The sequence below is a fragment of the Butyricimonas sp. Marseille-P3923 genome (assembly GCF_900184685.1).
GTDB classification, from domain to species: domain Bacteria; phylum Bacteroidota; class Bacteroidia; order Bacteroidales; family Marinifilaceae; genus Butyricimonas; species Butyricimonas muris.
The window spans coordinates 295633-310506 of the sequence record NZ_FXXL01000005.1; the positions used below are offsets into that span (position 1 = coordinate 295633).

Annotated in this window: 11 protein-coding genes; 2 read left to right on the forward strand and 9 right to left on the reverse strand. The window is 47.3% G+C overall.

Annotated features, from left to right (window positions below):
* Window positions 1-4: 4 nt before the first annotated feature.
* On the reverse strand, window positions 5-1480 hold the full coding sequence (gene gnd / locus CS948_RS04840) for a decarboxylating NADP(+)-dependent phosphogluconate dehydrogenase (RefSeq protein ID WP_099290590.1): 1476 nt from the start codon (window positions 1478-1480) through the stop codon (window positions 5-7).
* A gap of 119 nt (window positions 1481-1599) precedes the next feature.
* On the opposite strand from gnd, the gene CS948_RS04845 reads away from it, so the two are divergent.
* The gene (locus CS948_RS04845; RefSeq protein ID WP_218014298.1) at window positions 1600-2181 is read left to right on the forward strand and encodes a sugar O-acetyltransferase; all 582 of its coding nucleotides are present in this window, start codon (window positions 1600-1602) and stop codon (window positions 2179-2181) included.
* On the opposite strand, the gene CS948_RS04850 is transcribed toward CS948_RS04845, so the two are convergent.
* The 5 genes from CS948_RS04850 to CS948_RS04870 all read right to left on the reverse strand — a co-directional run bounded on the left by CS948_RS04850 (window position 2178) and on the right by CS948_RS04870 (window position 8639).
* Window positions 2178-3086, reverse strand: a complete 909-nt coding sequence (locus CS948_RS04850; protein WP_099290592.1) for a PLP-dependent cysteine synthase family protein — start codon at window positions 3084-3086, stop codon at window positions 2178-2180. The genes CS948_RS04845 and CS948_RS04850 overlap by 4 nt on opposite strands.
* Before the next feature lie 377 nt (window positions 3087-3463).
* Window positions 3464-4366, reverse strand: coding sequence for a fimbrillin family protein (locus CS948_RS04855; RefSeq protein WP_099290593.1), 903 nt, complete (start codon window positions 4364-4366; stop codon window positions 3464-3466).
* A 124-nt stretch (window positions 4367-4490) separates the two neighbouring features.
* Complete coding sequence (locus CS948_RS04860) at window positions 4491-7004, reverse strand: leucine-rich repeat protein (protein WP_099290594.1); 2514 nt, start codon at window positions 7002-7004, stop codon at window positions 4491-4493.
* 118 nt (window positions 7005-7122) lie between these two features.
* Window positions 7123-8235: an AraC family transcriptional regulator gene (locus tag CS948_RS04865; RefSeq protein ID WP_099290595.1), complete on the reverse strand. Its 1113-nt coding sequence runs from the start codon at window positions 8233-8235 to the stop codon at window positions 7123-7125.
* Between the two features lie 44 nt (window positions 8236-8279).
* Complete coding sequence (locus CS948_RS04870) at window positions 8280-8639, reverse strand: DUF1016 N-terminal domain-containing protein (RefSeq protein ID WP_099290809.1); 360 nt, start codon at window positions 8637-8639, stop codon at window positions 8280-8282.
* Between the two features lie 151 nt (window positions 8640-8790).
* Here CS948_RS04870 and CS948_RS04875 point away from each other — a divergent pair, with 151 nt between their 5' ends.
* Window positions 8791-10428: an ABC-F family ATP-binding cassette domain-containing protein gene (locus tag CS948_RS04875; RefSeq protein ID WP_099290810.1), complete on the forward strand. Its 1638-nt coding sequence runs from the start codon at window positions 8791-8793 to the stop codon at window positions 10426-10428.
* 61 nt (window positions 10429-10489) lie between these two features.
* Here the strand turns inward: CS948_RS04875 and CS948_RS04880 are convergent, their stop codons facing one another.
* The 3 genes from CS948_RS04880 to CS948_RS04890 all read right to left on the reverse strand — a co-directional run bounded on the left by CS948_RS04880 (window position 10490) and on the right by CS948_RS04890 (window position 14866).
* The gene (locus CS948_RS04880; protein ID WP_176554922.1) at window positions 10490-12193 is read right to left on the reverse strand and encodes a thioredoxin family protein; all 1704 of its coding nucleotides are present in this window, start codon (window positions 12191-12193) and stop codon (window positions 10490-10492) included.
* 95 nt (window positions 12194-12288) lie between these two features.
* Window positions 12289-13704 carry a BACON domain-containing protein gene (locus tag CS948_RS04885; RefSeq protein ID WP_176554923.1) on the reverse strand — a complete coding sequence of 472 codons (1416 nt, stop codon included), beginning with the start codon at window positions 13702-13704 and terminating at the stop codon, window positions 12289-12291.
* Between the two features lie 55 nt (window positions 13705-13759).
* On the reverse strand, window positions 13760-14866 hold the full coding sequence (locus CS948_RS04890; protein ID WP_141560883.1) for a hypothetical protein: 1107 nt from the start codon (window positions 14864-14866) through the stop codon (window positions 13760-13762).
* Window positions 14867-14874 lie beyond the last annotated feature (8 nt).

Genomic DNA, 14874 nt, shown 5'->3' on the forward strand with positions numbered 1-14874 from the left:
TCTTTTACACGTTATAAGTACCTGAAACTGTTTTTCCGCCCTCCCCTGTCCAGTCCGTGTGGAAGAAGCGCCCTCTCTCCGTGTCTGTCCGCTCGTAAGTATGCGCCCCGAAATAATCCCGTTGTGCCTGAATCATATTCGCGGAAGAATCCAACGTGCGCAAATTATCGAAATAACTCAACGCCGCGAAGAAACAGGGAGCAGCTATCCCGTTGAACACGCAATCCACGATAACTCCCCGCAAGGCGGAAAGTGCATCCTCCATCTTCTCGTGAAAAAAGGCGTCAAACAAAAGATTCTCCAAAGAACTGTTTTTATGAAATGCCCGCGTGATCCGCTCGAGGAACACGGAACGAATAATACAGCCCTTACGCCATATCTTGGCTATCGTTCCCAAATCCAAGTTCCACCCGTAACGTTCGGAAGCCCTGCGCATCAAGGAAAAGCCCTGCGCGTAAGAAATCAGCTTCGCCGCGTACAACGCATCCCTCACCGCTTCTATTCCCTCGTGATTCAAGGGGATATTCGTCTTCATATCACCCACTTTACCGGAAGGATATTGCTTGGAAGCCCGTTCCCGTTCCTCCACCAATGCCGACATGAAACGGGCGAACACGGCTTCGGAAACCAACGTCAGGGGATCACCTTCATCCAGCGAGGCGATGACACTCCATTTCCCCGTTCCCTTCTGTCCGGCGACATCCAGTATATGATCCAGAAGATAATCCCCGTTCTCCTCTTTATAGCGCAGGATACGAGAGGTAATCTCTATCAAAAAACTATTCAATTCTCCCCGGTTCCATTGCTCGAACACGTCGCCCAACCCGTCATTATCCAACCCGGTCCTCCTCTTCAATATGGAATATGTCTCGGCAATCAACTGCATATCCCCGTATTCGATACCGTTGTGAACCATCTTCACGTAATGTCCGGCACCCCCCGCCCCTATCCATTCGCAACAAGGCGAACCGTCATCCAGTTTCGCGGCAATCGATTGAAGTATATCTTTCACGAGCGGCCAAGCCATTTCAGACCCTCCCGGCATGATAGAAGGCCCGTGTAAAGCACCTTCCTCGCCACCGGAAATCCCTGCCCCGATAAAGTAAAATCCCTTCTCTTCCAACATCTTCACCCGGCGTTCCGTGTCGTGATAATCGGAGTTTCCCCCGTCAATAATCACGTCCCCGGGAGAAAGCCACGGCACAAGCTGCCCGATCAATTCGTCCACGGGATCGCCCGCCTTGACCATTAACATGATCTTCCGGGGCAGACGCACCGATTCCACAAATTCCTCTATCGTGTAGGTCCCATGAAAGCGTTTCCCTCTCCCCCGTCCCTCGATAAAACGAGTCACGACGCTCTCCCGATCAGGATGTACCCGGTTATAAACAGAAACCGTGTAACCTTTATCTTCCAAGTTTAACGCAAGATTTTCACCCATCACCGCCAAACCTATCAATCCTATATCTGATACCTGCATAATAATTTGTAATTTTATTCGTAACTACGTTTTACGATATTTCTTATCGTTTTGTTCTCGTTCACACTATTTTATTCTTAACTTTGTTAAACAATAAAGCAAAAAGAACGCCAAATATGATAAAATCTGAAAAAGAAAAAATGCTTGCCGGGGAAATCTACGATTGCGGGGATAAGGAATTGATCTCCCGGTGGCACAGGGCGAAAGAATTGACACGCCTGTACAGCCAAGCCCCGACAGACCAACCGGAGGTTCTCGACAAAATATTATCCGAACTTTTAGGCTCCCGGGGTGAGAACGTGTGGATAGCAGCCCCCATTCATGTAGATTACGGGGAAAATATACACATCGGTAACAACTGCGAGATCAATCTGAATTGTACCTTCCTGGATTGCAACACGATCACGATCGGCGACAACGCACTTATAGGTCCCAACGTTCAAATATTCACCGTGTTTCACCCTCTGAAAGCCTCCGAGCGCTTCGGGCAAGCATCGGACACCCGTTTCCCTTTCTGCAAATCACAAACAGCACCCGTCCGTATCGGCAATAACGTCTGGATAGGCGGCGGTTCCATTCTCCTGCCCGGCGTCGTGATCGGCGACAACACGGTGATCGGTGCCGGAAGCGTCGTCACGAAATCCATTCCCGCCGACAGCCTTGCCGTCGGCAACCCGTGCAGAGTTATCCGGCAGATTTAATCATCTGCCAAATCATCGAACATCGAGGTACTCAAGTACTTTTCCGCCCTATCGGGGAATATCACCACGATATTCCCGGCATCGATCCGTTCCGCTGTCCTCAATGCCGCCAGCATAGCCGCCCCGCTACTCATGCCGGCAAAAATACCCTCTTTGGCGATAATCTCCCGTGCCATAGCAATAGCCTCCTCGCTCTCGACCATAACCTGCATATCGATATGCAACGGATCATAAATAGCGGGTACGATTGCCTCATCCATGTTTTTCAGTCCCTGTATATAATGCCCTTTCACGGGATGGGCGCTCACGACCTTTATGTTCGGCTGCATCTTTTTCAGAAAACGGGAAACGCCCATAATCGTCCCCGAAGTACCGAGAGCACTCACCAGATAATCAATCTCCCCCTCTGTCTGCTGCCATATCTCGATCGCCGTATTCTCGTAATGAGCTTGATAATTCCCGACATTACTAAATTGATCGGGCATAAAATACTTCCCCGGGTTCTCCTCCACCAATTTATGAGCCAGCCGAATCGCCCCGTCCGTTCCCTCCGCCGCAGGAGTCAGAATCACTTTTCCCCCATACGACCGGATAATCTTCCGTCGCTCCACGGAAACCGCCTCACTCATCACGATCTCCACGTCATATCCCTTCACGATACCGATAATTGCCAACCCGATTCCCGTGTTACCGGACGTGGGTTCGATAATTGTCTTCCCGGGCACCAGCTTCCCTTCCCGTTCCGCCTGCTTGATCATCTGCATTGCAATCCGGTCTTTAATACTTCCCGTGGGATTAAATCCCTCCAACTTGGCGTAAATATTCACGCCGGGTTTCACGTACAAATTATTAATACGCACCATCGGTGTATTACCGATGGTTTCAAGAATGTTCTTCTTTACCATTTGTATAATTTTTGATTTATGATCGACGATTTATGACTCCATGATTCTAAATAATCACCGAATCAAAAATCATTACATCACTGAATAAATAAGTTCCGAATTATCTACATCGACAGCAACAACAGCAGCAAGCATTCCCTTTGACAGATTCAAAGTTCAATACCCCCACCCGCGATTGTTGTAAAAAAATTGCCATCGTGTTCATGTATTAGAAGATTAATATTGGCCTTGCGGCACTTTGTTTATACCGCAAATATAAGAAAAACATTATATTTTTTACCGTTTCCCTCTCTTTTTTGAAATAAACTCCCGATAAGTTCAGTTATTTTATTGTGCCGTCCTGAAATCGGTTTACTCTATTTCAGGACGGCACAGTTTCAATTTACCCCACTGTTGGTCAGCGCGAGATTCACCACCTGTTCCTTTCCGCCTTGCAGCTCGGTTAGTCCGTCAGGGACGGGATAGGTGACTGTTTTTCCGCCCACGGTGATTTCTATCCACGGGGTTCCGGGAGTTACATTCTGCGGCAGGAGGATGACACGGAAGGTGTTGCCGGCGGATTCCAAGGGGGTGAAGTCTTCGACATCCACAATAGTCCATGCCACCACGGCGCCGTTCTTAGCTACAAGACCTTTGGCATACATATTCTTTATCACAACCGTAGCGGCATCCACATCCGCTTGCGTCAATGAGCCGGGAGTGTCGGACAGGCTGAGGTTTACCGTGAGGCGGTGCATGAGGTGGCGGAACGTCAGTTGTATCGGATTGTCGGTTTTTGTCCCGGCGGCCGCCGCATAGAGCCAATCGTAAGCGGCATACTGCTCCAGGGCGCTTTGATCGGTGGGGAGATTAATCTCCATTTTACCGTTTTCATCAAAGTCGGTCAGAGACCGTTTCGGGAAAAAGGCGGAGAAAGAGACCTCCGCACCCTCGTCGAATTCATCCCATGTCATGCCGGTAGTCCACGTTCCGTCCTTGTAGGTGGCGGGGTATTCTTTCTCGACAAACGGCGTCGAGTTAAAGATGAATCCCCTAATCGTCGTTTCATCGCCGGCGTCGAAGCTGCCCGTGCCGTCCTCGTCGTTGATGATGGCGCGTGTGTCGGGGTCATCGGCGGCATCGCTGCCCATGAAGTCGGCGATGGCGGTGGTGAAGCGGATGGCGTTGCCGTCGTCCATGCCGCCATCGGGAGCCGGTACATCGTCCCGCGAACAGGCAGACAATCCGACCACACCCGACAGGATGGCGATAAGGCATATATTCTTTTTTATTATTTTCATATCGTTGCGTTTATTAAACTACGTTGTTTTTATTGACTGTGGTTGAAGTTCCCGAAGTTGAACTTTGGCGGTGCCAATGTTGAACTTTGACCGCCTCGAAGTTCAACTTCGGGAAAGGTGCGGATTACGGTTGCGGGAAGGAGATGTCCTTCCATTTCATGTTGCTGTCGAGCACAGTCCATTCGTTGCCGTTGGAGACTTTGGGGACGGCACTGCCATCCTGCTTCTTGTCGGCGTTCAGCTCGAGGTCGCACTTGGCGGGATTGAATGTGTTCTCTCCGGTATGACCGGAGCTGGTTTTGTTCTGAAAAACGGCGTTGTTCTCTATACTGCTGCCATTATTTATATTAACGAAATCTCCGTCTGCGGTGGCTTTTATCCGGGTGAGGCTGCTGCATCCCGTTACGATATAATTGCCGAACCGGGTACACATCGGTATTTCGAGCGTTTTGAGACCCGTGCATCCGAAGAAAGCACACAGGTCTATTGCTGTCACATGATTCAAAGTGAGCGCAGTCAATGAAGTGCATTCCCGAAATGCGTATTGACCAATCCGGGTAACCTGCGAAAGATTCACCGCAGTCAGCGCAGTGCTGCCATAAAAAGCATATTCTCCGATTACCTGCACGTCATCGGGCAGCGTCACCTCCTGCAAGGCGCTGCAACCCTGAAAGGCGCTGCCGGGCAGTGTTGGCGTTGCATCCCAGCCCGTCACTCCGGTGAGGTCGCATTTCGTGATTTTTGTATTATAGAAAAATGTACCCCACTGACCGCCCATTCCTATCTTGGAAAGTTGGCCCGTCAGCTTGATTTCGGTGTGGCCTGCGGCGATGGCTGCAAGGATGTTTAGCTGTGCTTCGTCGGCGGTCATGGAGGTCATGTCGATGTCGCCGGAGGTGGGGGGTGTGAAATTTTTCGGGCGTAGCTTGATTTGATAATCCGTCGGGTCGAGGTAAAGCTCGAAGTTGTCGCCGTATTTCTTCGGCTGCTCTCCATAGAGGCTGACTATTGACTCCGTATTCACTTTCAAATGCTTGCAGTCCGCCTGCGTCAGTTGGTTACCGTCGGTTCCCTGGGCGATGGAGGTTATGCCGAGCAGGCTGAGCTTGAGGTGCACATCACCCGTGAGGGCTTTCGGAACGGAGATAAGGGGATGGGAAACGGTCTCAGTGCGCTGTAGAGCGATGTAAGCCCCGTCGGCGGTCTTTCCCCCGTTCAGCACGAGGGTGGCGCCATCCCCGACGTATGCACAGTTCGAACTGCCTGCCACGTACGACAATTCGCAGCCGTCACCCAGTTCCAATGCTGCTTTCTCGCCGTAAACCGTAATCACAGACATAGCAAGACCCCCGTCCAATGTCACGTTCCCACCCAGCGTAATCCTGCCGTTGAAAGCACCTACCACGGCAGAAAATGCGTTCGGAGCTTGAACCAGCTTGATATTGGTGAGTTCGATATAAACGGCATCGGCGTCGGCATTGTTATTTCCGAGGAAGTAATAGCTGCCCTGTTCCCAAGCGAGGGTGTGTCCGCCGCCGTCCATCTTGAAGTAGCCGCTGCCGTTTATGAATGTGCCGCTGCTACTACCTCCTGCGGGTATCGTGATGTCGCCGCCCAGCGTAATGAGCGTAGGGGCGTCGGCCGAGGCGCCGCCCGTCTTGAGGGCTTCGAGCAGGGCGTCGTAGGTAGTGACACCGCCTATCACCACTTCATCCGTAATCGGGGGCTGCGTGCCCCAGCCGGAGATGTCGCTGCCGGTCAGTTCCACCTCGGTGTTTCCCGTGTCGGGGTTCTTCTTCAGCGTGAGGTTGAGGGTGAGCCGCTTTCCGCTTTCGAGGCGGGTTTGGTTGCCGGGTTCGGCAGTGTTCAGGTCGGCAGGTACATGATAGTACCACACATCCTCGCCTACGGTTATCCTGAGCCATTCCGCACCTGCGGTGAGGTCTTGCGGTGCTACTTTCCAATCGGCATTGGCACCACCTCCGTTGGTGAGGATTACACCGCTAGCTACCCGGTCATAGTTCACCACGCCGGTCAGCAGGTTCACCTCCACGCTGGCAAACATCGTTGGCGCATCATTCTTTGCCGCGGAGTTTATCAAGGCGGAAGATAAGTCCGCCCCCTCCATGCCATCTCCCGCGGTCAGCTTGACGACGAGCCGGTGCATCAGATGCTTGAATGTCAGCGCGACCGTCCCGCCCTTGCTTGCCGTGGTAGTGGCGTGGAGCAGGTCGTCCGTGTTGTTCCACGCTTCGGGCGTATACAGGTATGCCGCAGGATTGGTAATGTCTGCCGTGATGCGCGGGTAATGGGAGGAGAAAGTCACCGCTTCCGTCTCGCTGAGGTCATCCCAGTGCAAAGTAGTTTCCCCGTACTTGTATTCCGTGTTGGCGTTCATGTAATCGCCTTTAGCCGTGTAAGTGTAAAGTCCCCACGTGTCGCCGGGGTCGAATGTACCTTTCCCGTCGTTATCGACAGTCGCACGCCCCGCGGATACCGTTCCGCCATCGACAGTGCCGTCGATAGAGGCGGTGATTTGCACGACATTGTTGTCTTCTTCCGGGTGATGACCTTTGTCTTTACCGCACGAGGCAAGCAACAGCATTGCCAGCGCAAGGGAAAATAGATTATTTTTCATATGCTTGTATATTGATTGAATGATAATTCACCGTGGAGATATATCTACAAAAATACAAGGTAAAAGCCGCCGAGGCAAAAAAAATGAATTATCTTTCGTTTGTTTGCACGAAAGATAATTAGCGGGCTTCCCTATTAACTCTCTCCCGGTAACATTTAGGTGTTATCCCCGTCATCTGTTTAAAGTCCCTGTTGAAATTGCTGCAATTGTTGTAACCTACTTTTTCACAGACTTCATCTATGCCGTATTCCGCATGTTCGTCAAACAACCGGGTTGCCTCGCGTAAACGCAGTTCCTTGCGCCACGAACGGAAATCCATCCCGTGGCACGTTTTCATGTATTGCCGGAAGAATGACAGACTCACCCCGAAAGAATCCGCCACGCGATCGGAAGAAATATCTTTCAGGCAGTATTCTTTCTCGTCTATGTATTTTTGTAATTTTTCTTTTAACAACCGTTCCTTCCCGGCAGCATCCGCCACGGCAACCTCGCCATCGGGCTTTCTCGCGCTTTCAGCCGCTGCCGACGGGACAACCGTGATGACAGGCATCGCGAATTTCATTCTGCGATAGTAATTGACAAACCACATCACCATGAAACTATAGTAAAGCACGTACAACGGGACGAAGTATTTGTACAAGGCGGTAAAAAATAACACGGGTATTGCCATGACGCCGACAACCAACGCGCTATAAAATCCCGTTTTTATCCACGACAGACGGTACTCCTCGTCATTGTCATAATAATCCTCCACCTCGCGCACCGTCCGACGGTACGCCAACATGAATAGCCGCGTGTATATCACCAGCTGGATAATATAAGCAACAATGCCCGCGTAAAAAAGCCCCCAATAATAGTCGGCAAAACAGAACAGGGCAACAAACAAGATTACGCCCGCTACCGTGATTCCTCCTGCCTGCCGGAGCACGATTCCCCACCGGACTACATTCGGACGTATGAAAACCAACATGGACATGGTGAAGAGCAGAGCTTGAAACGAAGCGACAAAAAGCGTGCTGGCAGGTTCGACACAACGGTCATACCCCGTGAAACAGCACACCAGACTGAGAAGCGCCAACACGAAATACGAAGGCACAAGGATATTGCGCGCCTTACGCAACTTCTCCAACCCGCTTTCCGGCTGTATTGTCGTAGCCGCCAGCATAACCCCGAGTATCGCGATCACGAAAGCCGAGGTTCCCATCAAAAATTTATACGTTACGACATCCATCCTTTCCAATCATTACAATCGCGAAATTACTTGCTTTTCGCTGTTTATACAATATGGCATCCCCACGGTATGTTACACAATTCTTCAACAAGTTGTTGAAGATTTCGGGTACGGTCGGCATAAAGCTGAAAAAAACGCTTGGCATATCGTATATTCGATTCGGAAAGTCCTTCTACACCGGGCATTTCCCTACGCAAATCCGCACTAAGGGTAGCATAGAATTTACCCCCGTATTTATTATCCACTTCCAACGAAACGATATCGCTTCCCAATCCCCAATAAAATTCGATGAGAACACTGTTCACCTTTACCGCCGCTTTTATCTGACTCTGACGATAACGGATACTCAACTCCTTCACCCATTGCAGATAGTCCTTGTCTAATATACTAATAGATTTGCTCATATTTTTTCCTTCATTTTTCATGCCTTTTACAAAAGCAAGTTTTCTCTTTTCGCCGTTCATGCACAAATATAAACAAATTATTTTATCTTCGCACCGCCATTTGGAAATGGTGAATCCATTTTCAATTTTCAACTTTCAATTTTCAATTTATATGATTTCAGTAGACGGATTAACAGTAGAATTTGGAGACAGAGCACTTTTTAAAGACATATCATTCGTGATTAACGACAAAGACCGTATCGCCCTCATGGGTAAAAACGGGGCGGGCAAGTCCACCCTGTTGAAAGTCCTTGCCGGGGAAAGACAACCCAACCGGGGTAACGTTTCCTGCCCGAAAGACACGGTGATAGCCTATCTGCCCCAGCATCTGATGACTCAAAACGAGCGTACCGTCTTCGATGAAACCTCACAGGCTTTCGCCCATCTTTTCGAGATGGAGAAAGAGATTGAACGTCTGAACCAACAACTGACCGAAAGAACGGATTACGATTCACCCGAGTATTACAAACTGATTGAGGACGTTTCCACCCTGAGCGAGAAATTTTACAGCATCGACTCCACGCATTACGAGGCGGATGTTGAAAAGATTCTTTTAGGCTTGGGATTCCAACGGGAAGACTTCAACCGCCCGACCTCCGACTTCAGCGGGGGATGGCGTATGCGTATCGAGTTGGCAAAAATGCTGCTTAAAAATCCCGATGTATTACTGCTCGACGAGCCTACCAACCACTTGGATATCGACTCCATCCAATGGCTGGAAGACTTCCTCGTGAACAACGGGAAAGCGGTTGTCGTGATCTCCCACGACCGGGCTTTCGTGGATAACATCACCACCCGCACCATAGAGGTCACCATGGGACGTATCTACGACTACAAGGTAAATTACTCGCAATACCTCGTGTTGCGCCAAGAACGCCGTATCCAACAGCAAAAGGCTTATGACGAGCAACAAAAAATGATTGCCGAAACCAAGGAATTTATCGAACGCTTCAAGGGAACCTACTCCAAAACGCTGCAAGTGCAATCCCGGGTAAGAATGCTCGAGAAACTCGAAGTACTGGAAGTGGATGAAGTAGATACTTCCGCCTTACGACTGAAATTCCCGCCTTCCCCCAATTCGGGTAAATATCCCGTCATCGCCGAGGAACTCACGAAGGACTATGACGGTCATGTCGTTTTTCAAAACGCCAGCTTCACGATAGAGAAAGGCGAGAAAGTAGCATTCGTCGGACGCAACGGGGAAGGAAAATCCACCCTCGTGAAATGTATCATGGGAGAAATCCCCTACACCGGAAAGCTGACTTTGGGCTACAACGTCCAGATCGGGTATTTCGCCCAGAACCAAGCCTCGCTCATGGACGAAAACCTCACCGTTTTCCAGACCATCGATGACGTAACCCCATTGGAACTAAAACACAAAATCAAGGATATGCTTGGAGCCTTCATGTTCAGCGGCGACGACGTGGACAAAAAAGTAAAAGTCCTTTCCGGGGGCGAACGTACCCGTCTGGCAATGATAAAACTATTGCTATCCCCCGTGAACCTGTTGATTCTCGACGAGCCGACCAACCATTTGGACTTACGTACCAAGGACATTCTGAAAAGCGCCTTGAAAAACTTCGACGGCACCCTCATCGTCGTGTCGCACGATCGTGATTTTCTCACCGGACTGGCAGAAAAAGTCTACGAGTTCGGCAACAAGAAAGTCACCGAGCACCTCGAAGACATCCAAGGCTTCCTCCGGAAAAAGAAAATGGAGAACTTGAAAGAAATCGAGCGAAAGGGATAATAACATTAATTATTGTAGCGAATATTACAGTAATATTCGCTACAATAATATCCCCCACACGTTATTGACAATCCCTCAATCGTTGCTCAACGGTTTCCAACCCTTGTACCTCTACAAATTTTGTCCGATTCTTCAATAAAAATTTCTCCGCATCCGAACCGTTGGGACTGTATTCTTTTTCAGCAAAAATATACCAATAACGAGATGAAACTCTCTCCTCGTCACTTAGTACTCGAAATAATTCCTTCACAACCCCCGGAGCACGGGAATCCTTGACAGAGGCCAATGCTTCCGCGTACGAAGTCAACAATTTCTTATCCCGTCTTCCCATATTATAAAATTCTTCTAGACACTCCAACGCCGTATACCCATTAAACACATCTTCAAGTTTTGCGCGAAAATATTCCGCATCCCCTATTCCAGTAAATTTATGACGAACACCTCCTTTCCAATTCACCACAACAAAAGTCGGGTAAACATGTACATCAAATTTTTTGCAAACCTCCCGACCTTCTTGTTTTTTTATATCGCATTTCACGTATATAAAGTTTTCGTTCATAACACGTTTGAGCTCTTCATCCCGAAATACCGTATCTGACATATATCGACAAACCGGGCTATCTGAATCATAACAATCTATAAAAACACGTCCCCGTCTTTGTTTAGCCACTTCAAATGCCTCCTCAAAAGTCATCGTGCGGGCAGCTATATTAAAATCGACAAACATCTCTTTCAAAAATTTCCTTTTTGCTTCCGACTCGTTACCGGTGATATATTGACACTCTAAAGCTGCCACATTCTTCAACTGATCTATTGACGCCCTATGCACGAGCAATTCGCTAGCTCGTTTCCCCGTATGACTCCATAATTCCACGTTCCCTCGTGAAATCAAATTTATAATCTTTTCAATATCCTCATTTGCAATAGCTTCACAAAAGTCAAGGGAAACTTCCAATTTTTCCCGTTTTTCAAAATACGATTTCTCCAATTCCTCGCGAATTTGAGTAAAACGAGTGGAAAAATCTTTCGGGCGTTCAGAAACAAGTTGATTTAAAGTCGAGCTATAATTTTGATACAAATACGACTCCACGTTTTCTCCTCCCACGTTTTTTTTGAAAATAGCGATATTATTCAATACTAAGCTAAAATCATCTGAACCATAAACACTTTTTTCAAGAATAGGCCAATATTCTTTTTTCATTTTATCCTTTTCCGTCAACACGGAGTCCAACTTCTTTCCAATCTCCTTGCTCTTCGCCCTTTCACCCGCATCTTGCAGCACGACCATGTAAATCATCAACTGCTCTTTCGTCATTTCTCCTTTCTCGTACAGCTTGTTCAAATAAGTAAAAGAAGTTTTCTTGTCTAACCCTCGCTCTACTTTATTAATAAAAGGTTCCAACTCACCTCCCCCTACAATCATATGTTGTATGGCTCCATCCGGACGAATTATAAAAAACGTCGGGTAAGCTTTAATTTTCAACTTCTTACTCAATTCCAGCCCCTCCCCTTTCTCCATGTCAAATTTCACACAGACAAATTTAGGGTTAAAAAAATCACCGGCTTCCTTTTGCGGAAATACATTTTCTGCCATAACACGACACGGAACACACCATGCCGTATAACAATCTACAAACACGAGTTTATTTTCTTGCTTTGCTTTCGCCAAAGCTTCATTAAACGTAAGAGCTTCAAAATTTACTCCTTGTCCAAAAAGAGATAAACTCGATATCAACAAAAATAAATTGACAATAATAATTTTCATATTACAAATTAATTTCTTTAGAACACAAAAAGAGTTGCAATAAAACATCTAATAGATTCATTGCAACTCTTTTGTCAAACAAGAATCAAAAGCTTTTACTTCGCTAAATCACGTTTCCACCAGAAGCAACGAGCAATGAACATATTAGTAGAGCCTTTACTCATACATCTTCCACCCATAGTTGGATTATTTTCCAAATTCCAAGCCCATCCCCATCCATACATATCCATATGAGCATCACACCAATACCATCCCGTGGTATATTCCGGCACGTTCAACGCTTTCAATGCATTATTTACTTTCTCACAATTAGCTTTCAATTTAGGCCATTCAGATTTTAGATTACCTTCCAGTGTAACGAAATCCCCCTTTAAACGCCAAAAACTTGGCAAAACCCATCCTTCCATTCCGGTTTTCTCTTCCATTTCCGCACAATAAGCAAATGCAGGAAATGCATCTTTCCAATCATTCGGATACATCTCTTTGACTTTACTATAAATAGGCTCATACCCTCCCCCTGTTATCACTGCGCCATTAGCACAAAACATTACATTTTCTTTTTCTTCCAAGGCAATCACCAAAAGTCCTTCTTCATCATGACTAACGACAATACCAACAGCCACTCCATTATGTTTGAAAACATCTCCGGGATTAAACACTCCACCTTCTTGCTCCACAAGAACAATCGTTTCACCCATAGTTACAGTTGCGCTCCTTGCATCTCCCCCGACATTACCGGATGCACTTACCACCAACTTACCGTCTTTCAACTCTGCCGTACACCAATCCTCGCTTGATTCCGCGGTTGTTGCCCCAGCAGGAGCATCTAAAACAATGCGATAGCCGCTGGCATTTAACACCACAGCATCAACTTGCTTCACGGTAACTTCAATTACTTTTTGATTCTCTTCATCAATCCCTGCCACCACATTAAACTTTGTTTCATTCGGTTCTCCATCTGCATTTTCCTTCACCTCCACCGTAAACGACTTATTATCTTCAGCAAGAGTCACGCTAAACCAATCCTCCTTCTCCACATTTTCCAAGCGGATGGCAGCTTGATTACTTGTAATCGTGATAGCTTCGCTACCTCCTGCTTTATCAAATATGATTACATTTTTCGACAACTCCAAAGTAGCTTCTGCCGCCGCCGATTGAAGCACAGGAATCACTTTATCCGGATTCCCTACCGACTTAATCAATAATTTACCTTCTCTCTTTTCTACAGAATTATTCACTTCGGCCACAACTTCCAACCATTGCTGATCCAACTTGGTCACAGAGAACCATTTTTTATCCCCTTCCATCTCTACATCAACGGTCCAATCCTCTGCGTTTGTCGTGACACGGATACGCTCCATCATGCCTTCAGTTGTTCCCGCTTCAAATTCCAACTTTTCCTTGTCTACCGTCAACATAAACTTTTCATCTTCCCCTTCTTCCTTGTCATCACTACACGCAAAAAAAACAGAAAACATAGCCAAACATAAATACAAAAACCAATTTTTCATAATATTTGTCTTTTGATTGTTAATAAATATAATTATGCCTATTAAAAACATATTTCTAAAATTCTACACTTTTTGATTGTAATATTTTCATCACTTTTATTCCCATGGAATCCGCACCTTCTACCGAAAACTTGATTGAATACTTCTCTCCCGCTTCAAGATGCACATTACGAATAATCATAAACGTATCATCAAACAAAAGCTCTTCTCCTTCACGCAATTCCGCCAACAAACTCGGTTCCTCCAGACGCTTCGGGAAAAAGAAGATATACTCGTCAATATCACACGCCTTCCCGTTCGATTCGAAAGTCACCGTACAAAGCAAACGTTGCTTCTTACACGTCATCTTAAAAGGAGATAATACCTCTTTCAACCTGATATTCCACTTCGGATCCCCGTAATACACCAACACATCCCGGTTTTTCAGCAACTCGATCTGTTCTCCCGTACACTCTTTTCCCAATTCTTTTTTTACCAAGATTCTTATCGCCTCATCGTCAACCACGCATCCCTCTTCATTCTCCGGCAAAACCAAACCAAGCGACTTCGGGTCCCACGCCGCCAAACGTTCCAAAATACACTGCTGCTGCAAAAACACAGCCTCGGCTACCGTGTGCTTAGCCGGAGTCTTCATTCGTTCCTTCCAGCTATCTTTCCAAGCCCCCGTACACCAATTTACTCCATTATAACCTGATAACTTCCCCAACTCACACGCTTCCAACCATCCCATATCCACCTTTTTCGGAATCTGTGCATCTGTCACCATCCGCATCGCATCAACAGCTTGCTCTCCGGTTATTATTCCCCAGACAAAATCCTCGTACGGGGTATCACTCATATTACGACTCATGGCATGCATCATTCTCACGAACAACGGGGTTATCTTCTCCGCTTTCTCCACGACAGTCACGTAACGGGGCTGTGCCTGTTTCAACTTATCGAAAACCTCCCCGGGATATTGATTATAATCAAACTCCACTCCCCCGTGATTCATCTTCAATGTCTCGGTCAATTTTTTCCACGCTAAATCCTCTCGCACAGCCTTGCTCACCAGAATGGCATACTCACACGTCCCTTTCTTTTTCTGTGCATATACCTGAAAAGTACAGCCCAACAACACCGCGAACAGCAATCCCACTAAATTAACAACATATCTATTCATACCTGTAT

Coding starts and splice junctions, on each gene's coding strand:
- gnd (WP_099290590.1), bottom strand. CDS start 1,480: ATGCAGGTATCAGATATAGGATTGATAGGTTTGGCGGTGATGGGTGAA.
- CS948_RS04850 (WP_099290592.1), bottom strand. CDS start 3,086: ATGGTAAAGAAGAACATTCTTGAAACCATCGGTAATACACCGATGGTG.
- CS948_RS04855 (WP_099290593.1), bottom strand. CDS start 4,366: ATGAAAATAATAAAAAAGAATATATGCCTTATCGCCATCCTGTCGGGT.
- CS948_RS04860 (WP_099290594.1), bottom strand. CDS start 7,004: ATGAAAAATAATCTATTTTCCCTTGCGCTGGCAATGCTGTTGCTTGCC.
- CS948_RS04865 (WP_099290595.1), bottom strand. CDS start 8,235: ATGGATGTCGTAACGTATAAATTTTTGATGGGAACCTCGGCTTTCGTG.
- CS948_RS04870 (WP_099290809.1), bottom strand. CDS start 8,639: ATGAGCAAATCTATTAGTATATTAGACAAGGACTATCTGCAATGGGTG.
- CS948_RS04875 (WP_099290810.1), top strand. CDS start 8,791: ATGATTTCAGTAGACGGATTAACAGTAGAATTTGGAGACAGAGCACTT.
- CS948_RS04880 (WP_176554922.1), bottom strand. CDS start 12,193: ATGAAAATTATTATTGTCAATTTATTTTTGTTGATATCGAGTTTATCT.
- CS948_RS04885 (WP_176554923.1), bottom strand. CDS start 13,704: ATGAAAAATTGGTTTTTGTATTTATGTTTGGCTATGTTTTCTGTTTTT.
- CS948_RS04890 (WP_141560883.1), bottom strand. CDS start 14,866: ATGAATAGATATGTTGTTAATTTAGTGGGATTGCTGTTCGCGGTGTTG.